The following is a 24,091-nucleotide window of genomic DNA, read 5'->3' as shown; positions in this document are numbered from 1 at the left end:
AGGGGCCGTACCTTTCGGGGTACGGCCCCTGTGTCGTTCGTCCGCGGCGCCGTCGTGGCTTGTCGCGCAGTTCCCCGCGCCCCTGAAAAACGGGCGGTGTTGCCGCCCGCCTTCTCATGATCTTGGCCTCCTCCTCCGGGAATGCCGCCGCCCGTAAGGGTGTTGTCACGTATGGACACGAGGAGGAGCGGTCACAGTGCTTGATCCGCAGGGTTTGTACGCATGGGAGCCGAAGGGCCTCGCCGTGGTGGACATGGCGCTCGCCCAGGAGTCGGCCGGTCTTGTCATGCTCTACCACTTCGACGGATACATCGACGCGGGTGAGACCGGCGACCAGATCGTCGACGGGCTCCTCGACTCACTGCCCCACCAGGTCGTCGCCCGATTCGACCACGACCGGCTGGTGGACTACCGCGCCCGCCGGCCGCTGCTGACGTTCAAGCGCGACCGCTGGGCCGACTACGAGGTGCCCTCCATCGAGGTACGACTCGTCCAGGACGCCACCGGAGCCCCCTTCCTGCTGCTGTCCGGGCCCGAGCCGGACGTGGAGTGGGAGCGCTTCGCCGCCGCCGTCAAGGAGATCGTGGAGCGGCTCGGGGTGCGCCTGTCGGTGAACTTCCACGGCATCCCCATGGGCGTCCCGCACACCCGCCCGGTCGGCCTCACCCCGCACGGCAACCGCACCGACCTCGTCCCCGGCCACAGCAGCCCCTTCGACGAGGCGCAGGTGCCCGGCAGCGCCGAGTCCCTCATCGAGTACCGGCTCATGGAAGCCGGGCACGACGTGCTGGGCGTCGCCGCGCACGTGCCTCACTACATCGCCCGCTCCCCGTACCCGGACGCCGCCCTGACCGTCCTGGAGGCCGTCACCGCGGCCACCGGACTGGTGCTGCCCGGAATCGCGCACTCCCTGCGCACCGACGCCCACCGCACACAGAACGAGATCGACCGCCAGATCCGTGAGGGCGACGAGGAGCTCACCAACCTCGTCGAGGGCCTGGAGCACCAGTACGACGCCGTCGCCGGTGCCGAGAGCCGAGGCAACATGCTCGCCGAGCCGGTGGACATCCCGTCGGCGGACGAGATCGGCCGGGAGTTCGAGCGGTTCCTGGCCGAGCGCGAGGGCGACGGCTGAGCGGACGGCCGGCAGCGAGGACCGGTCCTGCCCGGTGCGCGGTCAGTGGCAGGACCTAAGCTGTCGGTCATGCTGAAGGTGGGCCTGACCGGCGGTATCGGCGCCGGTAAGAGCGAGGTGTCACGGCTGCTCGTGGAACACGGAGCCGTGCTGATCGACGCGGACCGGATCGCCCGGGAGGTCGTCGCGCCCGGCACACCCGGTCTCGCCGCCGTCGTGGAGGCGTTCGGCGAGGACGTGCTCGCCGCGGACGGCAGCCTGGACCGGCCGAAGCTCGGCTCGATCGTCTTCGCGGACGCAGAACGACTCGGCGTGCTCAACTCGATCGTGCACCCCCTGGTCGGCGCCCGCTCCCGCGAGCTGGAGGAAGCCGCCGCCGAGGACGCGGTCGTGATCCACGACGTCCCGCTCCTCACGGAGAACGGCCTGGCGGCGCTGTACGACCTCGTGGTCGTCGTGGACACCGCCCCGGACACCCAGCTCGACCGCCTGGTCCGGCTGCGCGGCATGACCGAGGAGGACGCACGCGCGCGCATGGCCGCGCAGGCGACGCGTGCACAGCGCCTGGAGATCGCGGACATCGTCATCGACAACGACGTACCACTGGAGGAGCTTCAGCGGCGCGTGAAGGACGTATGGGACGAGCTCGTGCGACGGGCGCACGGGGCCCAGGAGGACCCGTCGTCCCGTTCGGCACAGGAATAGCCCTGCTGCGTTCGCGCGTTGAACCCTCGCAGTGAGGGAAGGACTCTGCCGTGCCCGAGACCAGCGGTTCGACCGGACGTACTCCGGAGACGCATGTCATCGACTTCCGCGCCGCCGAGCAACTGCTCGCCGCGCGGGACCCGCGGGGTGCGGTGAAGCTGCTCGACGAGGTCATCGCCGCCCACCCGGAGAACACCGCCGCCCGGCTGCTGCGGGCGCGTGCCTTCTTCGCCGCCGCGCAACTACGGCCCGCCGAGCTGGAGTTCACGATCGTCCTGGAGCGCGAACCGGACAACGCGTTCGCCCACTTCGCACTCGCCCGCACCTACGAGCGCCAGGGCCGGGCCGGCCAGGCCAAGCGGCACTTCCGGCTGGCGGCCGCGCTCGACCCGAACCCGCAGTATCTGAAGGCGGCGCGGTTCGACGCGTGAGCGAGGCTTCCGGCGCGGCCGAGGGCGGAGCCACTCCGGCAGGTCTACGGCGGCGGGCGGTCCGGGTGCCTCTGCGTCGGCGGCGCAGGAGGTGTTCCGGGCGGTTGCCGGGGCGGGCGATAGGGGCGGTCCTCGGGCGGAAGGTACGGCGGTACGTCGCGGCCCGGCTGGTAGTGGGGCCCCTGGCGGATGTGCCGCAGGATCATGGTCATGTCGATCGTGATCACCAGCCACAGCACGCCACAGGCGGCGGCCCAGCCGGGGCGTCCCGCCAGGGCGAACGCGGCGGTGCCGAAGATCGCCCAGAGCACACCCCACACGCACAGCCAGAAACGGACCCGCAGTGCACTGCGTGCCGTCGTAGGCTCACTGCCTGTACGCATCGGATCACCACTCCTTCTTGAAACGTACTCCTCGTTCTTGCCGCAGGGGGCTCAGTGCTGCCGGACACCGATGAACTCGCAGAAGTGCTGCTCGACCTTTCCGTACCCCATGAGGACGTCAACGACCTCGTACGGATGGGCCGCCGGGTGACGGACGACCCGGAGCTGCGGGGATTCCTGGAGCGGTCCGTCGACGAGCTCGTCCGGGGGATGGGCGAGGTCGGCGGCCCGGTCGACCTGCCCGACCTCGACTGGGCCTCGGGCCCCCTGCAGCGCTGCTTCTCCGTGTACGTGTTCGTCGCCGCGCTGCCGTACACCCGCGCCTACCACCGCGAGCGCGGCATACCGGCCGACGTCTCCCGGCACACCCTCGCCGACCTCGGGCGGAACATGGCCGTGCACCGCAGGCGGCACGGCCGGGCGGGCGTGCAGGCGCCGTGGTGGCTCATCCATCACTTCCGCGGCGAGCTGTACCAGCTGGGCCGGTTGCAGTTCGAACGGGCACGGCTCGGACAGCGCGCCGGGACGCGGCTCGCGGCGGCGGGCTTCGACGTGGGCCCTGACTCCCTCTGCCTCAATGTGCACATCCCCGACTTCCGTGGCCCGATGTCCCCCTCGGCGGTGGACCGTTCGCTGGCGCTGGCCAGGGAGTTCTTCGCGCTGCACTTCCCGCTGGAGCGGTACCGGGTGGCGACCTGTCACTCCTGGCTGCTGGACGAGCAGCTCAAGAAGTACCTTCCCGACGACTCCAACATCGTCCACTTCCAGGAGCGGTTCCGCATCGCCCGTGAGGACCGGGAGCCGGCTGACACCGAGCCCGTCCAATTCGTCTTCGGCGACCCGGAGTTGCCGATCGAGAGCCTGCCGCGCGGCACGGCCGTGGAGCGGGCCGTCGGGGACCATCTGCGGGCGGGCGGACACTGGTACATCGGGCACGGGTGGCTGCCGTTCGAGAAGAACGGCTGAAATTCCGTTCGTACGCCGATGAGTTCGGGAGCGAGTGCCGGTCTACCCCTGTGACAGCACCACGGACCGCTGAACACAGGAGAACCTGATGTCCGAGACCACCGCCTCCGTAGCCACCGGCAACTCCCGCACCGTCATCGCCGAGTCCGCGACCCCGCGCGGCCGCCGCGCCCGGATCGCCCTGCGCGGCCTGCAGATCCTGCTCGCCCTCTTCTACGCGATCGCCAGCGCGCTGCCCAAGCTGATCGCGCACCCCTCGGCCGCCGAGGGCTTCGACGAGCTCGGCTGGGGCAGCGCCGGGATGTACACCATCGGCGCGCTCGAACTGGCCGGTGCGATCGCGCTGTTGATCCCGGTGCTCCAGTCGGTTGCGGCGATGGCGCTGAGCGCCCTGATGGTCGGCGCGTTCATCGTCACGATCACCGCCTTCGGCGGCGAGAACGCGGCGACACCGCTCATCCTCATCGTCCCGCTCGCCCTGATCGCCTGGGCCCGGCGCAGTTCGAACGCGGATCTGCTGCGGCTGGTGCGACGACGCGCGTGAGCCGTTCGCGCAGTTCCCCGCGCCCCTGGAACGGCGGTCCTCAGGCCACCCCAGGGGCGCGGGGAACTGCGCGATCAGCCACGTGCGGCCCGCACCCGCCGCCGAAACCCGGAGCCCCGAGCTCTCACGCGACGCCATCGACGCACGTCAGCGTTCGCGTGGCCGTTCCGCGCCGCCGCCGATCATCCCGCGCAGGCGTTCCATGTCGCGGCGGTCCCGCTTGGTGGGGCGGCCGGTGCCGCGGTCGCGGATGCCGGCCGGGGCGACGGCCTCGCGCGGCGGCGGAGGGGGCGAGTTGTCGGCGTAGCACTGGGCCGCGACCGGGGCGCCGACCCGCTTGCGGATGAGGCGCTTGACGACGACGATCCGCTCCCGGTTCTCATGACGCACCCGCACCTCGTCGCCGATGCGCAGGGTGTGCGACGGCTTCACGTTCTGGCCGTTCACCCGCACATGGCCGCCCTTGCAGGCGGTGGCGCCCATGGAACGGGTCTTCACCAGGCGTACGGCCCAGATCCAGCTGTCGACGCGCACGGACTCGCCGTTCTGCACCCCGGCGGCCTCGGCGGCGGCCACGGCCTCGGCGATCTTCGGGTCGACGGGCTGCTCGGTGCTCGGTGCCTCGGCGGCCTTCTCGGCGCTCGCCGCGTCCACGTGCTGTCCCTCGGCCGCGTCGCCGCCGCGCTGCTCGTCATCCTCGGCTGCCATGCCTCGACCTTAGTCGCCGCAGGGAACCGGCAAGGCCGTACGGTGGAGCCGTGGACGCCCTAGACGATCTCGACCTGCGGGTCTCGGGCTGCCGGGCCTGTCCGCGGCTGGTCGACTGGCGGGAGGAGGTGGCCCGCACCAAGCGCGCCGCCTTCGCCGACCAGACGTACTGGGGCCGCCCCGTGCCCGGCTTCGGACCGCCCGACGCCCAGCTGCTGATCATCGGGCTCGCACCGGCGGCGCACGGCGGCAACCGCACCGGCCGGATGTTCACCGGCGACCGCTCCGGTGACGTGCTGTACCAGGCCCTGTACGACGTCGGGCTCGCCTCGCAGCCCACGTCGGTCGCCGTCGACGACGGCCTGGAGCTGTACGGCGTCCGCATCACGGCCCCCGTGCACTGCGCCCCGCCCGACAACAAGCCCACCACCGGCGAACGGGAGACGTGCCGGCCCTGGCTGGTGCAGGAGCTGAGGCTGCTGCGGCCGACGGTCCGGGCGGTCCTCGTACTGGGCGCCTTCGGCTGGCAGGCGACGCTGCCGGCGCTGGCGGAGGCGGGGTGGCGGGTGCCCCGGCCGCGGCCCGCCTTCGGGCACGGGGTTCGGGTCGGGATCGACAGGTCCGAAGGGTCCGTCGGGGGTGGCGGGCCGGACAGGGGTGGCGGGCCGCAGGGGGGTGGCGGGCCGGAGGGGCTGGAGCTCTTCGGGTGCTTCCATGTCAGCCAGCGCAACACCTTCACCGGGAAGCTCACGCCCGCGATGCTGCGGGAGGTGCTGAGTACGGCGGCTCGGGCGGCGGGCCTCGGAAAGTGAGGGGACGCCGTCGCCGTACGGACGATACGTTGCCCGGATGGGCCTGTATCCGCAGATCGAACCGTACGACCACGGCCTGCTCGACGTCGGCGACGGCAATCGCGTCCACTGGGAGACCTGCGGAAACCCCCGCGGCAAGCCCGCGCTCGTGCTGCACGGCGGGCCCGGGTCCGGCTGCACCCCCTATTTCCGGCGGCTGTTCGACCCCGCGGTGTACCGGATCGTGCTGCTGGACCAGCGCGGGTGCGGGCGCTCGACACCGCACGCGAGCGCGTACGGGACGGACATGAGCGTCAATACGACCGCTCATCTCATCGCCGACCTGGAGCTGCTGCGGCGGCACCTGGGGATCGGGCGGTGGCTGGTGTGGGGCGTGTCATGGGGGTCGGTGCTGGGGCTGCGGTACGCGCAGACGCATCCGGCGGTGGTGTCCGAGCTGGTGCTGACGGGGGTCACGACCGGGTCGGACGCCGAAGTCGCGCTCCTGACCCGGGGGTTGGGGCGGATCTTCCCGGAGGCGTTCGAGCGGTTCGTGGGCGAGCTGCCGGCCGCTGAGCGGGACGGGGACCTGGCCGCCGCCTACAACAGGCTCATCGAGTCGCCCGACGCCGAGGTGCGGGCGCGTGCGGCGCGGGCCTGGACGGACTGGGAGACGGCGATCGTCCCGGCGCCGCCGCGCTCGGTGGAGCGGTTCGAGGACCCGGGGTTCCGCATGGGCTTCGCGCGGACCGTGACGCACTACTGGGGCAATGGGCACTTCCTCGGCGAGGGCGGTGGCGAGGCCGGTCGTCGTGAGGGTGTCGTGCTGCGGGACGCGCATCTGCTGAAGGGCATCCCGGGCACATTGGTGCAGGGCAGCCTCGACTTCGGGAACCTGCTGGGCATCGTGTGGCGGCTCCATCACGCCTGGCCGGGCAGCGAGTTGGTGGTCGTCGACGAGGCGGGGCACGACGCCGGGGCGCCGGGCGTGGCGGACGCGCTGGTGGCGGCGACGGACAAGTACGCGCGGCGCTAGCGGGCCTTGCCGTCCCCGGCGTCCCCGTCGTCCCCGTCGTCCACAAAGGGATCGTCTCCGAAGAGGTGGCGGACCGTCGAGCGGTAGTTGGCCTGCACGTGGGTGAGGGTGTGGCTGCGGGCGCGGTCGGGGTCGCCGGACGCGATGGCCTCGTACAGGTCCTGGTGCTCGGTGAGGAGTTGGGGCCACTCCTCGTTCTGCCGGGTGAGCCAGCGCAGGCGGCCGTCGACCGGTTCCATGACCGAGGTCAGCAGGCTGTTGCCGGCCATGGCCAGGATCCTGTCGTGGAACCGGGTGTTGACGTCGGTGATCTTCTCGGCGTCCCCGGCCTCGGTCGCGCTCGCCGCGGCGCGCAGCAGCTCCCGCAGGTCCGCGAGGTCCTCCGGCGTCGCCCGTGACGCCGCGAGGCCGGCGGCGTACACCTCCAGCGCCTCGCGCAGCTCGAAGAGCTCCTTGACGTCGGCGGGGCTCAGCCGTCGTACGACTGTCCGGCGAGGCGTCTCGAAGTGGACGAATCCCTCGGCGACCAGCGCGCGGATCGCCTCGCGGACCGGCACCCGGGAAACCCCGAAGCGGTCGGCCAGCTCGCGCTCGACCAGGCGATCGCCCGGCAGCAGGCGGCCCGCGATGATGTCCTGCCGCAGCGTGGCCAGGACGCGCTCGCGGATCGCCCCGAGCGGTTCGATCTTCGTCATGGGCCCATCTTCGCCGACTCCGGGCCTGTTTTACGGAGCGTTAACAGCAGCGATATCTGTCCGAACGGTTGACGGGAGGACCATGAGCACAGTTTGGTATACCAAACGCGTTGCCAAGTGACCGGAAAATAGCCAAGCGACCGGAAAGCAGCCCTCCTCCGTCCCCTCCCTCCTGGAGGCCCCGTGTCCCTCGCCGACCGTGCCGAAGCCACCACCGGCACATCAGCGTTCGTCCCCGATCCCCGGCTCACCAACGAAGACCTCGCGCCCGCGGGCAAGCGCAACTGGAAGGTCTTCGACCTCTTCGCCCTGTGGATGTCCGACGTCCACAACCTCGGCAACTACACGTTCGCGGCCGGCCTGCTCGTCCTCGGCATGAACGTGTGGCAGGTCTTCACCTCGCTGCTCGTCGGCTTCGTGCTCATCTACGTCGGCATGAACTGGATGGGGAAGATCGGCCAGCGCCACGGCGTCCCGTTCCCCGTCGTCAGCCGCATCAGCTTCGGCGTCTGGGGCGCCAACATCCCGGCGCTCATCAGGGCCGTGATCGCCATCATGTGGTACGGCATCCAGACGTACCTGGCCTCGGTCGCCGTGAACGTGATGCTGCTGGCCGCCTGGCCGGGCCTGGAGTCCTGGACCCACAGCTCCTTCCTCGGCCTGCACGCGCTCGGCTGGGTCTCCTTCCTCTCCCTCTGGCTCATCCAGGCGTTGATCATCAGCCAGGGCATGGAGTCGGTGCGCAAGTTCCAGGACTTCTGCGGCCCGGCGATCTGGGTCGTGATGATCGCCCTGGCGGTCTGGGTCCTGGCCAAGGCCGGCTGGACGATCTCGCTCACGTCCACCCCGCACCCCGTGTCCGTCGGTGAGCAGTGGCGCCAGTGGTTCGGCGCGATCGGCCTGATCCTCGCCACGTACGGCACGCTGATGCTCAACTTCTGCGACTTCTCGCGCTTCGCGCCCGACTACCGCACGGTCCGCAAGGGCAACTTCTGGGGCCTGCCCATCAACTCGACGGCGTTCGTGGTCGTCTCGGTGATCGTCACGGCGGGTTCGCTGGAGGTCTTCGGCGAGGCCATCACGGACCCGGCGGAACTGGTGGCGAAGGTCGGCAACACCTGGGTGCTGGTGCTGGCCGCGCTGACGTTCGCCATCGCCACCATGGGCGTCAACATCGTCGCCAACTTCGTCTCACCGGCGTACGACCTGGCCAACGTCTGGCCGCAGAAGATCACCTTCAAGGTCGGCGGCATGATCAGCACGGTCGCGGCGCTGGTCGTGACGCCGTGGAACCTCTTCTCGAACCCGACGGTCGTCAACTACTTCCTGGGCGGCCTCGGCGCCTTCCTGGGCCCGCTGTTCGGCGTGATCATGGTCGACTACTACCTGGTCAAGCACGGCAGGGTGGACGTGAACGAGCTGTTCTCGGCCGAGCCCGGCTCGCGCTACTACTACCGCAAGGGCTTCAACCCCAAGGCGCTGTGGGCGTTCCTGCCGACGGCGGGTCTGGCGGCGGTGCTCGCGCTGGTGAAGACGTTCAGCGACGTGGCGCCGTACTCGTGGTTCATCGGGACGGCGACGGCGGCGGGGCTGTACCTGGTGCTGTGCCGCGGCGAGCGGGCCGGCGGCGAGCCTTCCGGTGTGCCCGGCGCGACGGTTGCCGGGTCCGTGGAGCGGGAGGTCTGAAGGACGTGCGGATCGTCGTCACCAACTGCAACACCACGCAGGAGATGACCGAGGAGATCGTACGAGGTGCCCGGGCCGCCGCAGGCCCGGGCACCACCGTGACCGGCCTGACCCCGGGGTGGGGGCCGGAATCGGCGGAGGGCTGGCTGGACAGCTATCTGTCGGCGGCCGCGGTGCTGGACGCACTGCGGACGTACGACGGCCCCCCGTACGACGCGGTCGTCATGGCCGGCTTCGGCGAGCACGGGCGGGAAGGCGTCCGGGAACTGGTGGACGCACCCGTCGTCGACATCACGGAGGCCGCCGCGCACCTGGCCTGCCTGCTCGGCCGGCGCTACGGCGTCGTGACGACGCTGGAGCGCTCGTGCGGTCAGATCGAGGACAGTCTGGAGCTGGCCGGGGTCGGGCGGAACTGCGCCGCCGTGATCGGCACCGGGCTCGGGGTGCTGGAGCTGGAGGACGCCGAGCGCACGGAGGCCGCCTTCCTGACGGCCGCCGAACGGGCCCGGGACGCCGGCGCCGAGGTCCTGGTGCTCGGGTGCGCCGGGATGACCGGGTTGCAGCAGGCCGTGTCGGAGAAGCTGGGGATTCCGGTGGTCGACGGGGTCGGCGCGGCCGTCAAACTCGCCGAGTCGCTGGTGGGGTTGGGACTGCGGACGAGTCGAGTCGGCGGGTACGCGAGGCCGTTGCCGAAGCGGCGGGCGTGGGGTGGCGGTGCTGAGTCGGACTGAGGGTGTCCTGGCGGTGCTGAGTCGGACTGAGGGTGTCCTGGCGGTGCTCGGCCGGACTGAGGGTGTTCCGGCGGCGGTCGGCCCGACGGAACGTGTCCAGGCGGGTAGCTGAGCCGGGCTGAGGGTGCTCCGGCGGCGGTCCGCCGGCCGGAGCGTGCCCGGGCGGGGCTCAGCCGGGCTGCGGCTGCGGCTGCGGCTCAGCCGGACTGGGCGTGCCCCGGCTGCCAGACGTATCGCACGTCCGGCTCGCGCTCCTCGTTGCCGCTGCCGTCCGTGTGCTCGACGGCGACGAAGCCGTGTCTCTCGTAGAAGCGGTGGGCGGGCTCGTTGACCTGGAAGGTCCACAGGCTCAGCCCGCCGGGCCGGCACCGCTTGGCGAGGTCGACGAACCGGTCACCGATGCCGCGCCCGCGCCAGTCGGGGTCGAGGTAGAGCTGGGAGAGCACCTTGCCGTCGAGCACCATGACCCCGACCACCCGGCCGGCGGCCTCGGCCACCCAGGTCTCCCGCAACAGCACCACGACCTCCCGGAAGTACGTCCGCACCTCGTCGTCGGAACGCGGCCGGACGACCGTCGGCAGCGCGGCGGCGAAGGACCGCAGCCAGACGTCGGCGGCGGCACCGGCGTCGGTGGGCAGGGCGCGGCGGAGAGCGACGGCGGTCACGGCTGGGCTCCGTCCTGGCTCTCGCCGGAAACGACGGCGGTCATGGTCAGGCCCCCTGCGCGCGCTCGTCGGGAACGGCGGCGGTGGCCGTGATCTCCACCAACTGCCCCGTGTATCCGAGGCAGGCCACCCCGAGCAGCGTCGACGAGTGCGGCCCGACGCTGAGCCCGGACGCCTCGACGACCTCCCAGACGGCGGACAGTACGGCGGTGTCACTGCTCACGACGTACACATCGGTCGACAGCACATGCGCCAAGTCACTGCCGACGGACCGGAGTTGCTCACCGAGGTTGGCGATCACCTGCTCGGCCTGCCGTACGGGATCTCCCTCGCCGACGATGTTCCCCGCACCGTCGAGCGGCACGGACCCGGCGAGAAAGGCGATTCTCGTGCCCGCCTCCACGACGGAGGCGTGGGAGTAGGTCGGGGGAGGGAAGAGGGCGGGGGAGGTGACGCGGCGGATCATGCGGGCTCCTGCGGGCCGGTGCGGGGCGTTCGGCGGTCAATCTGCCGATCATGCGTGCCCGAGTCGGCCGACGCATCCGAATTTCCCGGCCCCGTCGGCGCAGGCAACTGCCGTACCCGCTCCCGCGCAAGATCCGGGTAGGCGCCTGCGATGGCCGCGTAGACCCTGCGCCGCAGGTCCAGTACCTTCCGCCGCCTGCGCAGCGCCGAGGCCCGCGCGGCGGCGGACCGCCGCACGGCAGCCGCCGCGGCGACCCGGAACGCCTCGCCCCGCTCGGCGGCTTCAACGCGCTCCACGCGGTAGAGACGGGTCTGAGGGGCGGACCGGAACTGCGGATGAGCGAGCAACAGATCGGGCTCACCGAGCAGTTGGCGCACCATCGCCGGTGTCCAGCCACGAGCCCGCAGCCCGGCGGCGGAGAGATGCGTGCGCTGCCCCGGCCGCTCCCGCTTCCGTTCCCCGCCGAATTCCTCCGGACTCTCCTCGAACATCGTCATCACTGCTTCCCCCGTCGCCATAACACTGAGTGACGACTTCATTGATAACGCGCGCCACTGACAATGCCCCGCTCTGCCCGCCGGGCGAACGGCCCCCAACGGCCTGGAGCCACGCCCCCACCAATTGCCTGGAGCCACGCCCCACCACTCCGTACGCTCACCCCCATGCCCACCCCCGACGACACGACCTTCCTCAACACCACCGCCGACCGCCTGGCCGCCCTCCCGACCGTCCGGGCCGTCGCCCTCGGCGGCTCCCGGGCCCAGGGCACGCACCGCCCCGACAGCGACTGGGACCTGGCCGTCTACTACCGAGGCCCCTTCGACCCGTCCGACCTGCGCGCCCTCGGCTGGGAGGGCGAGGTGTCGGAGGTCGGCGGCTGGGGCGGCGGGGTGTTCAACGGGGGAGCGTGGCTGACGATCGAGGGGCGGCGGGTGGACGTCCACTACCGCGATCTCGACGTGGTGGAGCGGGAGTTGGCGGAGGCGGAGGAGGGACGGTTCCGGGTGGAGCCGTTGCTCTTCCATCTCGCGGGGATTCCCAGCTACCTGGTCGTCGCGGAACTGGCGATCAACCAAGTCCTACGGGGCGATCTGCCGAGCTCCGCCCACTACCCGCAGCAACTGCGCCGCACGGCGAGCGAACGCTGGTACGGCACGGCCCAGGCCACCCTCGCCTACGCAAAGGCCAACCACGCCCCCGCCGCCCGCCTCACCGAGGTCGCAGGCGCCCTCGCCACGGCCGCCGTTCAGACGGGGCACGCGGTGCTGGCGGGCCGGGGGGAGTGGGTGACGAACGAGAAGAGGTTGCTGGAGCGGGCCGGGCTGCGCGGAGTGGACGAGATCCTCGGAACTCTGCGACCGCAACCGGCGGCCTTGCTGCGAGCGATCACCGACGCGGAGACGCTGTTCGACAAAAGCCACGCTTCGCGATTGCGTTCATAAAGAACGTGCTGTTTTCAAGCATCGTCACATCCCCGAAACCCGAAAGTCCCATCCCCACCAAGACTCACCCCTACCGTGGACACCACAGGCCGCACTCGATGTCGCGGTCTCGTCGCTCGGCCACCGTCGCCCGAAGGCGTGCAGTCTCGCCCTCGTACCGACAGGAGCCCTGTGTCCCGCCCCGTGCGTCGTGTTGTGCTGCCTCGGCCGCAGCTTCCGCCTTGGATCGCGCATGCTCTGCGTGCGCAGCGGGGGCCCGTTCCATGGAGTGCGGTTGCGCGTGGGGCGTTGGCTGCTGGGCCGTTGTTGCTGGTCGCGGTGGCTGTTGGTCGTAACTCGCTCGGTGTTGTCGCGGCCATTGCCGCCATGCTCGCCGGGATCAACGACCGGCCCGGTAGCCGTCGGGGCTCCGTGCGGCGGCTCGGGGTGCCCGCTGTGGTGGGGGCGGTCGGGTTGTTCGTCGGGACGGTCGCGGGGGATCGGCTCGGGGCCGTTGCGCTCACTGTTCTGTTCGCCGGGCTCGGGCTCCTCGCCGGAGGCATCAGCGCCGTGGGGCCCGTCGCGTCCGCCGCCGGGACCCAGTTGCTGGTCGCCGCTGCCATCGGGGCCGGGATGCCGTTGCCCGAGAGCGGGTGGGAGCGGGCGCTCGCCTATCTCGGCGGTGCCTTGTGGCTGGTGCTGCTCCGGCTCGTGCTGCCCACGCCCGGGTCCCTCGTCGGGGACTTCCGGTTCGACGGCGAGCGGGACGCGGTGGCCGGGGTGTACGACGCCGTCGCCGAGTTGCTCGACGCCGTGGGGAGCGACCGGGCCACCGCCCGCCGTGCCGCCCTCACCGCCGCCCTCGACCATGCGCAGGACGCCCTCACCGGACCCCGGCTGCGGCGGTACGCCTCCTCGTCGGCCGAGCGGCGGCTGCACGCGCAGTACGCCGCCGCCCTGCCGCTCGGCGAGGCCGTCACCGCGCTCGCCTGGGCCGGCGAACCCGTGCCCGCCCGCGCCTCCGAAGGGCCCCGGCGCCTCGCTGCCGCCGTGCGCGGCAACACCCACACGGGGCCGCTGCCCGCGCCCTCGCGTTCCGCCCCTGCTCTGCGCGCCCTCGACGACGCCCTGCTGCACGCCGCCGAAGCCTTCGACCGGGGCAGGGAGAACCGGGACCTGCACACCCGGCGTCGTACGGCCGGGGATCTCGCGCGGTCCGTGTTCGGGGCCGGCGGCAGGGAGTACGGGCTGCGTGTCGCCCTCTGCTTCGGGGCCAGCGCCGCCATCGCACAGGGGCTGTACCGCGCCCAGTGGTACGGGCAGCACGAGCACTGGTACTGGCTCCCGGCCACCGCCGTCTTCCTCGTCAAGCCCGACCTCGGGCCGCTCGTGTCCCGGGTGCTGTGCCGGGCCGCCGGCACCGTGCTGGGCGCCCTGCTGTTCGCCGGGTTCGCGGCCGTGCTGCCCCGTCCGGAAGGGCTCATCGCGCTCGTGGCTCTCAGCGGCGCCCTCATTCCCGTGGCCACCCGGCACTTCGCCGCGCAGACCGCCGTCGTGACCGTCCTCGTGCTCGCCCTGGTGATGGTGGGCGGCGAGCCGCAGGCCTCCGTGAGCCGGATCGGGGAGACGTTGCTGGCGTGCGCGATCGTGCTCGTCGTGGGGCATCTGCCGATGCCGGGACAGGGGGGTGGGGGTGTGCGGGCGCGGCTGGGGGCGGCCGGGCGGGCCGCGTATGCCTATCTCGATCATGTGCTGAGCGAGTCAGACGGAGCCGCACACCACGGGGCCGCGCACCACGGGGCCGCGCACCACGGAGCCGCCCACCACGGGGCCGACGCCCGTGCCCTGCGCTGGACCCTCCGCCGCGAGGCCTACCGGGCGCTCGCCGAGGCCCGTACCGCCATCGCCCTCGCCGCCGCCGAACTGCCCGCGCTCGCCCGGCACACCGAGGGCGCGGACGACGTCGTCGCCACCCTCGAACGGATCGTCGACACGACGACCGCGTGCGCCGTCCACCTGGACGACTCGGGGCGGCTCACGCCCTGGCACCTCGCTCAGCTGAACGAACTGCTCGACGAACTCGCCGAGGAACGCGACCAGATCGGGCTACGGATACCCGACGCCCCCGCGGTGCCACTCGCCGGGTGACACCGAGGTGCCACTCGCCGGGTGACGCCGGAGCCGTGGCCCCACGGGAGCGCACGGGAGCCCCTCGGGGGCCCACGGGACCACCTAGTCCCCGACCCGCACCCAGACCGGCGCATGGTCCGAGCCCGCCTCGCCCCGGCGCTGCTGCGGATCCGGCCCCACCGACGGCAGTTCCGGCACACCGACCGCCCCGGGCACTCCCGTCCCCGCCGCCGTCACCCGCCCGATCAGGCGGTGGCTGCACAGTATGTGGTCGATCAGCTCGCGCCGGCCGGAGTTGACGCGTGAGAAGCGCTGTTCGGCGGGGATCAGCGGTGCCACGTTCCAGAGGCGGGCCGCGTCGCCCTTGTCCTTCACCCGGAATCCGGGTGTGCCGATCTCCGAGCCGGGCGGGCCCAGCAGGATCTGGGTGGTCGCCGCCTGGACCTCGTCGTTCAGGTCGCCGACGACCGCCACGTCCCGCTCGCGGCCGTCCCCGGCAAGCAGTACGTCGGCCAGCGCGCGCAGCGTCGTCGCCTCGGCTGCCCGTCGGTAGAGGGCGTAGGCGCCGTGGCGGGCGCGTTCGCCCTCGTCGCGCGGGTTGAAGCGGCCCCCTGGGTAGGACAGCAGTTTCGACTTGAGGTGCGCTACCGCCATCCGCAGCGGCCCGGCCCCCGGCTCCGGTTCGGTCTCCACCGCGAGGAAGCCACGGCCCGAGCCCGACACGGTGGCGCCGTCGTCGTCCGTCTGCACCGGCTTCAGGCGCTGCGGGAAGGCGGACGTGTCGTGCAGGACGCGCAGCGGCGTTCGGCTCAGGAAGCCGACGCGTATGCCCCGGCCGTCCGGGTGCTCGGAGAGCGCGATGTGCCAGTCGCCGGTCAGCAGCCCGGCCAGGTCGCTCAGGGCCTCCGGGTCCCCGACCTCCTGCACGCCGAGCAGTGCCGGGTCGAGTTCGGTGACGACCCCCGCCAGCGCCGCGAGCTTCGACTCGTACGCCGCCTTGTCCTTGGGGCCGAACTCGCCGCCGGGCCGGTAGAGGTTCTCGAGGTTCCAGGTGCCGAGGAGCATGCCGGGCTCCTTCCAGAAGCCGTGGGCCGCGATGCCGCCGGAGGGCCTTGGTGCGGCCGTCGGGCAGGCCGTGACGAGCACAGCGTGCCCGTGCGCCGGGCCCGTGCGACAGACCCCTGACCGGATGCGCGGTTCACCTCACCCGACCCGACGACCGCGTCGTACGTTGGCGTGATGACGCCTTCTCCCGCAGAAGCTCCCGCCGACCTCATCATCACCGGATGCACCGTCCTCGTGCACGACGACCAGGAGCGGATCGGGTTCCAGGAGGACGCCGCGATCGTCGTACGCGACGGAGTCGTCGAGTCCGTCACCAGCGCCGACGCCGTGCGCGGGCGGCCCGCCGTCGAGCGGATCGAGGCCGCCGGGCAGGTCGCGCTTCCCGGCCTCGTCAACTGCCACACCCACGCCCCGATGGTCACGCTGCGCGGCGTCGCCGAGGACCTGCCCATCGAGGAGTGGTTCAACGACGTCGTGTGGCCGATCGAGTCCAACCTCACCGAGAAGGAAGTGGAGTTGGGGGCGCGGCTGGCGTGCGCCGAGATGATCCGCGCGGGCGTCACCTGCTTCGCCGACCACTACTTCTTCATGGACGCCGTCGCCGCCGTCGTCGAGGAGTGCGGGATCAGGGCCCATCTCGGAGAGGCGTTCTTCTCCTCCCAGGGGCCCCAAGGACGGGAGAAGTCGCTGGAGTTCGCGCTGCGGCACCGCGGCGGCGCCGGTGGCCGTATCACCACCGCCCTCGCCCCGCACGCCCCCTACACCGTCGACGACGCCGACCTCGCCGCCACCGCCGCACTCGCCCGCGACCACGGCCTGCCCGTCCACCTCCACGCCGCCGAGAACCGCGACCAGGCCGAGGCCGGCCTCGCCCGGCACGGCGTCACCCCCATCGAGGTGCTCAGGCGCACCGGCATCCTCGACACCGACGTCCTCATCGCCCACGGCACCGGCATCCTCGACAGCGACCTGCCGCTCCTCGAAGCCGCCGACGGCAGTACGGCCGTCGCCACCGCCCCGCGCGGCTACCTGAAGTTCGCCTGGCCCACCACAACACCCGTGCGCGCCCTGCACGACATCGGCATCCCCGTCGGCCTCGCCACGGACGGCGCCGCCTCCAACAACTCCCTGGACGTGTGGGAGTCGATGGCCCTGACCGCCCTCGTCCAGAAGTCGGCCACCGGCGACCCACGCTGGCTGACGGCGCGTCAAGCCCTGCACCACGCGACGCTCCAGAGCGCCCGCGCGGTCGGACTCGGCGACCGCCTCGGCACTCTCGCACCCGGCCGGCGTGCCGACATCGTCCTGGTCGACCTGAGCGGCCCGCACACCCAGCCGGTGCACGACCTCGCCGCGACCCTCGTGCACAGCGCCCGCTCCTCCGACGTGCGCACGACCGTCGTCGACGGGCGGATCCTGATGCGCGACCGGGAGCTGCTGACGATCGATGTTCCGCAGGTGGTGAGGGAGTTGGGGGAGCGTTTGCCCGCGCTCCTCGACCGCGGTCACGGCAGGCGGATCCAGGACTACGACAGCTCGGGCCGCCCCTAGGCTGATCCCCATGGATCCCGCCGACGGCCTCATCGACCACCCCCACGACGTGTACCGGCGCCTGCGCGACACCGCGCCGGTACACCGCATCGCCGGCGCCGACGGCAACCCGGCCTGGGTCGTGACCCGGTACCAGGACGTGCGTGAGGCACTGACGGACCCACGGCTCTCCGTGGACAAGCGGCACGCGAAGGAAGGCAACTACCAGGGCCTCACGCTGCCGCCCGCCCTGGACGCCAACCTCCTCAACATGGAGGCGCCCGACCACACCCGCATCCGCCGGCTGGTCGTGCGTGCCTTCACCGCGCGCCGGGTGGAGCGGCTTCGCGCGCCCATCCGCGAGACCGCCGACCGGCTGCTCGACGCCCTCGGCCCGCACGGCACCACCGATCTGATCGACTCCTACGCGGCACCCCTGCCCATCACCGTCATCTGCGACCTCCTCGGCGTACCGGACCGGCACCGGCGGGACTTCAGGGTCTGGACCGACACCCTCGTCGCCCCCGACCCGTCCCGCCCGCAGGAGGCGAAGGCGGCCGTCGTCGCCATGCTCGGCTTCTTCGGCGCACTCCTCGCCGACAAGCGCGAGGAACCCGCCGACGACCTGCTCTCCGACCTGATCGCGGTCCGCGACGAGGGCGACCGGCTCAGCGAGGACGAGCTGATGTCCCTCGCCTTCCTCATCCTCTTCGCCGGCTACGAGAACACCGTGCAGCTCATCGGGAACGCGGTGCTGGCGCTGCTCCGGCACCCCGAACAGCTCGACGCCCTGCGCGCGGACCCCAAGCGCATCGCCGCCGCCGTGGAGGAGTTCAACCGCTTCGAGGGCCCCGCCCTGCTCGCCATCCGCCGCTTCCCCACCGAGGACATGACCATCGGCGGTGTCCCCGTGCCGGCCGGCGAGACCGTCCTGCTGTCCCTGGCCGCCGCCAACCGCGACCCGGCCCGCTTCCCCGACCCGGACCGCCTCGACCTCTCCCGCGACACCTCCGGACACCTCGCCCTCGGCCACGGCGTCCACCACTGCCTCGGCGCGCCGCTAGCCCGCGCCGAGACCGAGATCGCCCTGACCGCTCTGCTGGAGCGGTTCCCCGAACTCGCCCTCGCGGACGGGGAACCGCGGTGGCGGCGCTCCCTGCGCGCGCGTGGCCTGCTCGCGCTGCCGGTGTCGTACTCCGGGAAGTCGTCCTCCGGGAAGGATTTCTGAGAATTCTTCGGGCCCGGCGATGAGTTCCGCCCCCAGCTCCGGTCACCACCCCGAACGGACCGTTGCACAGGAGGGGCGTCCCATGTCGCTTCCGGAGATCGTCTCGCGCGAGCAGTGGCGCGCGGCACGTGAGGAACTGCTGGTCAAGGAGAAGGCGGCCACGCGTGCGCGTGACGCCCTCAACGCCGAGCGGCGCAGACTGCCCATGGTGGAGGTCGAGGAGGAGTACGTCTTCGAGGGCGGCGACGGCAAGGCGACCCTGCTCGACCTCTTCGAGGGGCGGCAGCAACTCGTCGTATACCACTTCATGTTCGCCCCCGAATGGGACGCCGGCTGCCGCAGCTGCTCCGGGTTCCTCGACCAGATCGGGCATCTGGCGCATCTGAGGGCGCGCGGGACGAACTTCGTCGCCGTCTCCCGGGCGCCGTTCACCCGGATCCTGCCGTTCAAGGCGCGGATGGGCTGGACGCTGCCCTGGTTCTCGTCGTACGGCAGCGACTTCAACCGCGACTTCGAGGTGACCCTGGAGCTCGACGGCGAGCAGGTGGAGCGGCCAGGCGTCAGCTGCTTCCTGCGGGACCGGGACCGCGTCTTCCACACCTACTCGACCTACGAGCGCGGCCTGGACGGGCTGGGCTCGACCACCGGGTTCCTCGACCTCACCGCGCTGGGCCGGCAGGAGGAGTGGGAGGAACCCAAGGGGCGCGCGTCGTCTCTGGGGGCGCCCGCCGGCAGCGAACGCGTCCGGTATCACGACGAGTACGACGACTGACACGGGACGTAGCGAATGATCATCGTGAGTGAGCGAGTGCTCACACATAGCGGTGAACGAGTGTCAACTACGTCTCAGTCCCGTCACTGACCGAGGCGATTCACCTCCGGCAGGCGTTAACTCCTACAAGTACGACGCTTATCGGAGGTCAGGATGGTGAACGGGCGAACAGTGCTCGAACGCTTTCCCGCGGGCGGGCCGCGAGGATCGTGGCCGGCGGAGGAGTTCGCGCACGCGCGACGCATGGAGGGGCTGCCCGCCGAGGTCGTCATGGACCTCGCGACGGACGCGTTCCTGGTGATCGTGCGCGGCGACGGAGCGGTGGACGCCGCCGCGTGAGCCCGGGCAGGCGCGTGCCGGTCAGCCTGCCTTCGGTGCCGGCACCCGGGTCGTGAACTGCTCGGCCTGGAGCGAGTACAGCTCCGCGTAGACACCGCCGGTGGCCAGCAGTTCGTCCGGAGTCCCGGACTCCACGAGCCGGCCCTGGTCGAGGACGTGTACCAGATCGGCATGGCGGACGGACGCCAGCCGGTGCGTGATGAGGACGACCGTCTGGCCGGTGGAGGCCAGGGCGCGGATCTTCTCGAACACCTCCAGCTCGGCCCGTGCGTCCAGGGCCGCCGTCGGCTCGTCCACGATCAGGATGCGGCCCCGCCGGTAGGCCGCCCGCGCGATCCCGAGCCGCTGCCACTGCCCGCCGGACAGCTCGTGCCCGCCGTTGAACTGCCGGGCCAGCAGGGTGTCCAGGCCGCGTGGCAGATCCGCCACCACCTCCTCCGCCCCCGCCTCGGCGACCGACGTGGCCAGACGTTCCTCGGTGAGCGGCGCGGAGGACCGGCCCACGGCCACGTTGACCCGGGCGGTGAACGGCCAGCGCTTGAAGTCCTGGGCCACCATCGCGATGCGCTCGGCGAGTTGGTGCCGGTCGGCGCCGGCCGCGTCGACGTCGTCCCACAGGACGCGGCCCCGGTCCGGGGTGTAGAGCCCCGCGAGCAGCTTGACCAGGGTGGTCTTGCCGGAGCCGTTCTCGCCGACCAGCGCGACGATCCGGCCGAGGGGCAGGGTGAGCGTGACGTCGTCGAGGGCGGGGCGGGCGGACTCGCCCGGATAGGAGAAGCTGACGTTCTCGAAGCGGATCTCCCGGGGGTCCTCGGGCAGGGCGGCGCCGCCGACCGGGATCGCCCGTTCGGCCGCCTCGACGTAGAGCCGTTGCAGATCGCCCACGAAGAGCGCCTCCTCGTGGAGGGCGTTGACCTCAAGGACGAGGCTGTCCAGGCTCGACGAGCCGGTGCGGATGGCGATCACGGCGGTACCCGCCACGGACAGCGCCATGGCGCCGGCGAGCAGCAGCCCGCCCAGCGTCGCGTACGTCGCGACGGTCGCGAGCCCCGTCCACGCCGCCGCGATGAGCCCGGTGCGCGCGGCGAGCCGGGCCAGCCGGGCCTGTTCCGCCTCCGCCGTCTCCGACATCGCCCGGTAGTGGCGCAGCAGGAACGGCCCGACGCCGTGGACCCGGATCTCGGGCGCGGCGGCGGGCTCGGTCAGCAGCCCGCTGATCAGATGGCCGGCGCGGGCGTGCTGCACCCAGGTGTGGAAGGACTCGTAGCGGCGCCGGGCGTTGGTCAGGGCGCTCCAGGCGCTCGGCAGCGTCATGGTGGCGAGGAGGGGCAGCAGGGCGGGGTGCAGCACGGCGAGCACACCGGCCGCGGCGATCAGCGAGATGGCCGCGTTCACCACGCGGGCGCTGTAGGAGATCATGCGGCGGGCGGACGCGGCCCCGTACTGCGCGGTGTCCAGCAGCTTGTGGAAGGCGTGGTCCTCGATCGCGGACAGTTCCACCGCGGCCGCCCGCTCCAGATAGAGCTCGGTCGCCACGCGCTCCACCTTGGGCTCCAGACGCCCCGTGGCGTACGTCGACGCGGCCCGCAGCAGCGTCGATACGACCATCACGGCGGCCATGGCGACCAGTGCGGGAACGGTACCTCGCAACCGCTCCGCCAGCTCCCCGGGCTCGATCAGCCGCCCCAGCACACTGTTGACGGCGAGCAGCCCGACCGCCTGCGCCAGACCCCGGCCCACCTCGGCCACCAGCACGGTCCGCGCGGCGCGCCGGTCGGCCTGCCAGGCGAGCCGGAAGCTCGACCCCAGCAGGGACGGCAGCCGCGTCACCATGGCCCGCAGGCTCAGTTCCAGGAACGCGTCCCGGTGCTGGTTCCACCCCATGTCGTAGCGCAGCGGACCCCCGAAGAGCAGCCGCTCCGACTCCGACACCCGAGCCTCACCGGCGCCCTGTTTCTTCCCCACCGCACAGCCTCCCCCGACCGCCCTCGACGACGGAGGGCCACTATGGCGGGGCAGGGACGTCCGAGGGGAGGGCGTAAGTGTGGGTGGGAGGTGCACGCGGGCGTGCGCCGTCGGGTACCCGTGCCGGGGGACGGCGGACGGGTCCGCCGAGCCCTGTCCGGTGCACGGCGGACAGGTCCGCCGAGCCCTATGCGGTGATCTGCTTGGACCAGGTCGGCGTGGTCCCCATGACTCTGCACAGCGCCAGATACAGCGGGATCGGCGGGGTGTAGGGCACCGTCCCGTCCCCGCGGTGGATCAGCCGCGGGGTGTCCATGACGACCGCCCCCGTGCTGTACCGCACTCCCGTCGGCCACTCCAGTGCGTAGTCGGAGTCGGACGGGAGGATCCACCACCAGTGGACGTCGTCGGCGTACACGCACCCCACGCGCGGCAGTCGGGGCAGGACCAGTGGACCGAAGCGGGCGGGAACCGCCACCGCGTCGCAGCCCAGGGGAGCCGTCATCCCCTCCGGAACGGGCAGGCGGCGCGGGGCGGCAGAGGTGCGCATGCCGCGGCGGAGGCGGACCAGCGAATCCAGGCTCAGCACCTGACCGCCGCCGGACACACCGCTCACAGCCATGCGGATCCCGTTCCCCCGTCGTGTCGTGCCTCGGCCTCGTCCTCGTCGCCCGGGACACCGGGCGGACCCGGTTTGGGCCGGGACCCCCAGCCGAGGTCGTTGCAAGGCTCGTTGTCGGTGTGCTGCACGTCGCCGAAAGCAACTCCGCGCGGCAGATCGGCCCAGACCACCAGTCCGGCCCCGTGTTCCTGCGCCCCCCAGGCGTGACAGAGGGCGTCTATGAGGAGCAGTCCCCTCCCGTGCTCCTCCTCGGGACGCGCGGGCGCCGGGTGGGGCTCACCCGGCGCGCAACCCTCGTCGCGCACGGCTATGCGCACCAGATCGATGCCGTCGTGCAGCTCGCACACTATGTGCTCGCTGGCGGTGTGCACGATCGCGTTGGTGACCAGCTCGGACACGACGAGTGCCGCCGTGTCGCAGGTGTCCTCGCACACCGACCAGCCGTTCAGCCGCGCCCTGGTCAGGCGTCTGGCCTGCGCGGGAGAGCCCGGATGCGCGGCCAGTTCGAACCGGAACCGGCGCTCGTCGCCGACGCTCCGCTGGGGGCCGACTCCCGTGGGGGCACCGAGGCCGTGGGGGACCACAGTGGCGTTTGTTCCTAAGGGCGGGGACGGAATCACGCTTGCCACTATCGCCCCGCCGTGAACACTTGGCAAGTGTCACTCTGAAATATGCAGAGTGCTGTGTGACTCTCTGGAAGGCCGTGGCACACTGCTCGCAACAGCATGTCGAACGGCGCCAGTTGGGATCACCGGGGATCCGCCGCGATCTTCGAATAGATCTTCGAATGGCGCCGTCGGCCTGTCGGCGTTCGGTTGGCCTGTCGGTGTTCGGTCGATCTGCCGGGATTCGGCCCGTCTGTCTATATTCAGTCGGTCCGGCTCGGCCGGTTCGACTCGGCCGGTCCGACCCAGTCGGTCTGTAGGGATGCGTACGGATTCATTTCCTGGAGGTGGAGCGTGAGCGAGCCGCGGTCCGCGCCGACGGTCGGCCAGGTCGTCCTGGGTCGGCGCCTGCTGGACCTGCGGGAGCGCGCAGGGCTCAAGCGTGAGGAGGCCGCCCGTGTCCTCCGCGTCGCGCCCGCGACGGTCCGGCGCATGGAGATGGCCGAGGTCGGCCTCAAGATCCCGTACCTGCAACTGCTCCTGAAGGCCTACGGCATCTCCGAGGAGGAGGCCGAGGCGTTCGTACTGCTGGCCGAGGAGGCCAACAAGCCCGGCTGGTGGCAGCGATTCCACGACATCCTGCCGGGCTGGTTCTCCATGTACGTCAGCCTGGAGGGCGCAGCCGCCCTCATCCGGTCCTACGAACCCCACTTCGTGCCCGGTCTGCTCCAGACCGAGGGCTACGCGCGCGGAGTGCTGAAGTCGGGCGCGATCGGCCAGACCAGCCCCGACGACATCGAGCGCCATGTCGCCCTGCGCATGCAACGCCAGCGACTGCTCACCCGTGAGGACGCTCCCCGGCTGTGGGTCGTGATGGACGAGACCGTGCTGCGCCGCCAGGTGGGCGGCCCGGAGGTGATGCGCGACCAGATCGACAGACTGCTGGAGGCAACGAAGCTGCCCAACGTGACGTTGCAGGTGGTCCCGTTCGCGAACGGGCCGCACCCCGGCACGTACGGGCCCTTCGTGCTGTTCCGATTTGCCATGTCAGAACTGCCGGACATGGTCTACAGCGAGTACCTGACCGGCGCCGTCTATCTCGACGCGCGCGCGGAGGTGGCGACCCACCTCGAGGTCATGGACCGCATGGCGGCGCAGGCCGCTACGGCACATCGCACGAAGGAGATCCTGCGGGATCTCCGCAAGGAGCTGTGAATGGATCGCATCAAGCCGCGCATAAGCGTCTACAACGGCATGCCCGCGCGGGACTTGGGCAGCGAGGGCTGGCACAAGCCGTGGAGCGGGGGCAACGGCGGCAACTGTCTGGAGGCGATGAAGCTCGCCGACGGCCGTATCGCCGTGCGCCAGTCGACCGACCCGGACGGGCCGGCGCTGATCTACACCACGGACGAGATGACCGCGTTCATCGAGGGTGCCAAGGCGGGGGAGGCCGACTTCCTGCTGTCCTGACC

The 24,091-nt window shown here is 71.7% G+C and carries 27 protein-coding genes; 17 read left to right on the top strand and 10 right to left on the bottom strand.

The features are described 5' to 3' along the window. Positions 1-196: 196 nt before the first annotated feature. The 3 genes from PGH47_RS10830 (at position 197) to PGH47_RS10820 (ending at position 2,271) form a co-directional block, all read left to right on the top strand. Positions 197-1,135 carry a PAC2 family protein gene (locus PGH47_RS10830; RefSeq protein WP_030952655.1) on the top strand — a complete coding sequence of 313 codons (939 nt, stop codon included), beginning with the start codon at positions 197-199 and terminating at the stop codon, positions 1,133-1,135. Between the two features lie 69 nt (positions 1,136-1,204). Beyond that, positions 1,205-1,840, top strand: coding sequence for a dephospho-CoA kinase (coaE, locus tag PGH47_RS10825; protein ID WP_271663246.1), 636 nt, complete (start codon positions 1,205-1,207; stop codon positions 1,838-1,840). A 50-nt stretch (positions 1,841-1,890) separates the two neighbouring features. After that, the gene (locus tag PGH47_RS10820) at positions 1,891-2,271 is read left to right on the top strand and encodes a tetratricopeptide repeat protein (protein WP_030952659.1); all 381 of its coding nucleotides are present in this window, start codon (positions 1,891-1,893) and stop codon (positions 2,269-2,271) included. 44 nt (positions 2,272-2,315) lie between these two features. On the opposite strand, the gene PGH47_RS10815 is transcribed toward PGH47_RS10820, so the two are convergent. Next, a complete protein-coding gene (locus PGH47_RS10815; RefSeq protein WP_150503556.1) occupies positions 2,316-2,654 on the bottom strand; it encodes a DUF6343 family protein in 339 nt (112 codons plus the stop codon). 54 nt (positions 2,655-2,708) lie between these two features. Here PGH47_RS10815 and PGH47_RS10810 point away from each other — a divergent pair, with 54 nt between their 5' ends. Both PGH47_RS10810 and PGH47_RS10805 read left to right on the top strand, forming a co-directional pair. Then, positions 2,709-3,620 (top strand): acyltransferase domain-containing protein, encoded by a 912-nt coding sequence (locus PGH47_RS10810; protein ID WP_271663245.1) that lies wholly within the window; start codon positions 2,709-2,711, stop codon positions 3,618-3,620. An 88-nt stretch (positions 3,621-3,708) separates the two neighbouring features. After that, positions 3,709-4,164, top strand: coding sequence for a DoxX family protein (locus tag PGH47_RS10805; protein WP_126903092.1), 456 nt, complete (start codon positions 3,709-3,711; stop codon positions 4,162-4,164). A 147-nt stretch (positions 4,165-4,311) separates the two neighbouring features. Here the strand turns inward: PGH47_RS10805 and PGH47_RS10800 are convergent, their stop codons facing one another. Further along, positions 4,312-4,872, bottom strand: a complete 561-nt coding sequence (locus tag PGH47_RS10800) for an RNA-binding S4 domain-containing protein (protein WP_271663244.1) — start codon at positions 4,870-4,872, stop codon at positions 4,312-4,314. A 50-nt stretch (positions 4,873-4,922) separates the two neighbouring features. On the opposite strand from PGH47_RS10800, the gene PGH47_RS10795 reads away from it, so the two are divergent. Both PGH47_RS10795 and pip read left to right on the top strand, forming a co-directional pair. After that, positions 4,923-5,684, top strand: a complete 762-nt coding sequence (locus PGH47_RS10795; protein ID WP_271663243.1) for a uracil-DNA glycosylase — start codon at positions 4,923-4,925, stop codon at positions 5,682-5,684. A gap of 37 nt (positions 5,685-5,721) precedes the next feature. After that, positions 5,722-6,699, top strand: a complete 978-nt coding sequence (gene pip / locus PGH47_RS10790; protein WP_271663242.1) for a prolyl aminopeptidase — start codon at positions 5,722-5,724, stop codon at positions 6,697-6,699. Here the strand turns inward: pip and PGH47_RS10785 are convergent. After that, entirely contained in the window at positions 6,696-7,394 is a 699-nt protein-coding gene (locus PGH47_RS10785) for a GntR family transcriptional regulator (protein ID WP_271663241.1), read from the bottom strand. The genes pip and PGH47_RS10785 overlap by 4 nt on opposite strands. A gap of 183 nt (positions 7,395-7,577) precedes the next feature. On the opposite strand from PGH47_RS10785, the gene PGH47_RS10780 reads away from it, so the two are divergent. After that, positions 7,578-9,080 (top strand): NCS1 family nucleobase:cation symporter-1, encoded by a 1,503-nt coding sequence (locus PGH47_RS10780; protein WP_271663240.1) that lies wholly within the window; start codon positions 7,578-7,580, stop codon positions 9,078-9,080. A 5-nt stretch (positions 9,081-9,085) separates the two neighbouring features. Next, positions 9,086-9,811: an aspartate/glutamate racemase family protein gene (locus PGH47_RS10775; protein ID WP_271663239.1), complete on the top strand. Its 726-nt coding sequence runs from the start codon at positions 9,086-9,088 to the stop codon at positions 9,809-9,811. A gap of 197 nt (positions 9,812-10,008) precedes the next feature. Here the strand turns inward: PGH47_RS10775 and PGH47_RS10770 are convergent, their stop codons facing one another. Genes PGH47_RS10770 through PGH47_RS10760 form a run of 3 tightly spaced genes read right to left on the bottom strand, consistent with a single transcriptional unit; the run spans position 10,009 to position 11,439 of the window. Next, positions 10,009-10,476 carry a GNAT family N-acetyltransferase gene (locus tag PGH47_RS10770; RefSeq protein WP_271663238.1) on the bottom strand — a complete coding sequence of 156 codons (468 nt, stop codon included), beginning with the start codon at positions 10,474-10,476 and terminating at the stop codon, positions 10,009-10,011. A 46-nt stretch (positions 10,477-10,522) separates the two neighbouring features. Beyond that, a complete protein-coding gene (locus tag PGH47_RS10765) occupies positions 10,523-10,942 on the bottom strand; it encodes a RidA family protein (RefSeq protein ID WP_271663237.1) in 420 nt (139 codons plus the stop codon). Beyond that, a complete protein-coding gene (locus PGH47_RS10760) occupies positions 10,939-11,439 on the bottom strand; it encodes a hypothetical protein (protein ID WP_271663236.1) in 501 nt (166 codons plus the stop codon). Before PGH47_RS10760 ends, PGH47_RS10765 begins: the two co-directional genes overlap by 4 nt. A 165-nt stretch (positions 11,440-11,604) precedes the next feature. Here PGH47_RS10760 and PGH47_RS10755 point away from each other — a divergent pair, with 165 nt between their 5' ends. Together PGH47_RS10755 and PGH47_RS10750 are read left to right on the top strand one after the other, a co-directional pair. Then, positions 11,605-12,384, top strand: coding sequence for a nucleotidyltransferase domain-containing protein (locus tag PGH47_RS10755; protein WP_271663235.1), 780 nt, complete (start codon positions 11,605-11,607; stop codon positions 12,382-12,384). A gap of 366 nt (positions 12,385-12,750) precedes the next feature. Further along, entirely contained in the window at positions 12,751-14,511 is a 1,761-nt protein-coding gene (locus PGH47_RS10750) for an FUSC family protein (protein WP_271663234.1), read from the top strand. Positions 14,512-14,595: 84 nt separating this feature from the next. Here the strand turns inward: PGH47_RS10750 and PGH47_RS10745 are convergent, their stop codons facing one another. Beyond that, on the bottom strand, positions 14,596-15,558 hold the full coding sequence (locus tag PGH47_RS10745; protein ID WP_271663233.1) for an endonuclease/exonuclease/phosphatase family protein: 963 nt from the start codon (positions 15,556-15,558) through the stop codon (positions 14,596-14,598). Between the two features lie 174 nt (positions 15,559-15,732). On the opposite strand from PGH47_RS10745, the gene PGH47_RS10740 reads away from it, so the two are divergent. From PGH47_RS10740 to PGH47_RS10725, 4 genes are all read left to right on the top strand, one after another. After that, on the top strand, positions 15,733-17,109 hold the full coding sequence (locus tag PGH47_RS10740; protein WP_271663232.1) for an amidohydrolase: 1,377 nt from the start codon (positions 15,733-15,735) through the stop codon (positions 17,107-17,109). Between the two features lie 10 nt (positions 17,110-17,119). Then, positions 17,120-18,316, top strand: a complete 1,197-nt coding sequence (locus tag PGH47_RS10735; RefSeq protein WP_271663231.1) for a cytochrome P450 family protein — start codon at positions 17,120-17,122, stop codon at positions 18,314-18,316. 82 nt (positions 18,317-18,398) lie between these two features. Further along, positions 18,399-19,088, top strand: coding sequence for a DUF899 domain-containing protein (locus PGH47_RS10730; protein WP_271663230.1), 690 nt, complete (start codon positions 18,399-18,401; stop codon positions 19,086-19,088). A gap of 153 nt (positions 19,089-19,241) precedes the next feature. Continuing rightward, complete coding sequence (locus PGH47_RS10725) at positions 19,242-19,427, top strand: hypothetical protein (protein ID WP_030948256.1); 186 nt, start codon at positions 19,242-19,244, stop codon at positions 19,425-19,427. A gap of 21 nt (positions 19,428-19,448) precedes the next feature. On the opposite strand, the gene PGH47_RS10720 is transcribed toward PGH47_RS10725, so the two are convergent. The 3 genes from PGH47_RS10720 to PGH47_RS10710 form a co-directional block, all read right to left on the bottom strand. Next, positions 19,449-21,311: an ABC transporter ATP-binding protein gene (locus PGH47_RS10720; RefSeq protein ID WP_376058181.1), complete on the bottom strand. Its 1,863-nt coding sequence runs from the start codon at positions 21,309-21,311 to the stop codon at positions 19,449-19,451. A gap of 268 nt (positions 21,312-21,579) precedes the next feature. Further along, the gene (locus PGH47_RS10715; RefSeq protein WP_030948262.1) at positions 21,580-22,014 is read right to left on the bottom strand and encodes a hypothetical protein; all 435 of its coding nucleotides are present in this window, start codon (positions 22,012-22,014) and stop codon (positions 21,580-21,582) included. Beyond that, the gene (locus tag PGH47_RS10710; RefSeq protein ID WP_271663228.1) at positions 22,005-22,643 is read right to left on the bottom strand and encodes an ATP-binding protein; all 639 of its coding nucleotides are present in this window, start codon (positions 22,641-22,643) and stop codon (positions 22,005-22,007) included. The genes PGH47_RS10715 and PGH47_RS10710 overlap by 10 nt, the downstream gene beginning before the upstream one ends. Before the next feature lie 330 nt (positions 22,644-22,973). On the opposite strand from PGH47_RS10710, the gene PGH47_RS10705 reads away from it, so the two are divergent. Both PGH47_RS10705 and PGH47_RS10700 read left to right on the top strand, forming a co-directional pair. Next, positions 22,974-23,834, top strand: a complete 861-nt coding sequence (locus tag PGH47_RS10705) for a helix-turn-helix domain-containing protein (RefSeq protein ID WP_271663227.1) — start codon at positions 22,974-22,976, stop codon at positions 23,832-23,834. After that, a complete protein-coding gene (locus PGH47_RS10700) occupies positions 23,835-24,089 on the top strand; it encodes a DUF397 domain-containing protein (protein WP_125529574.1) in 255 nt (84 codons plus the stop codon). Positions 24,090-24,091 lie beyond the last annotated feature (2 nt).

Source organism: Streptomyces sp. HUAS 31, assembly GCF_028198125.1.
Taxonomy (GTDB): domain Bacteria; phylum Actinomycetota; class Actinomycetes; order Streptomycetales; family Streptomycetaceae; genus Streptomyces; species Streptomyces chartreusis.
This window is presented reverse-complemented; position numbering and strand designations above follow the sequence as displayed.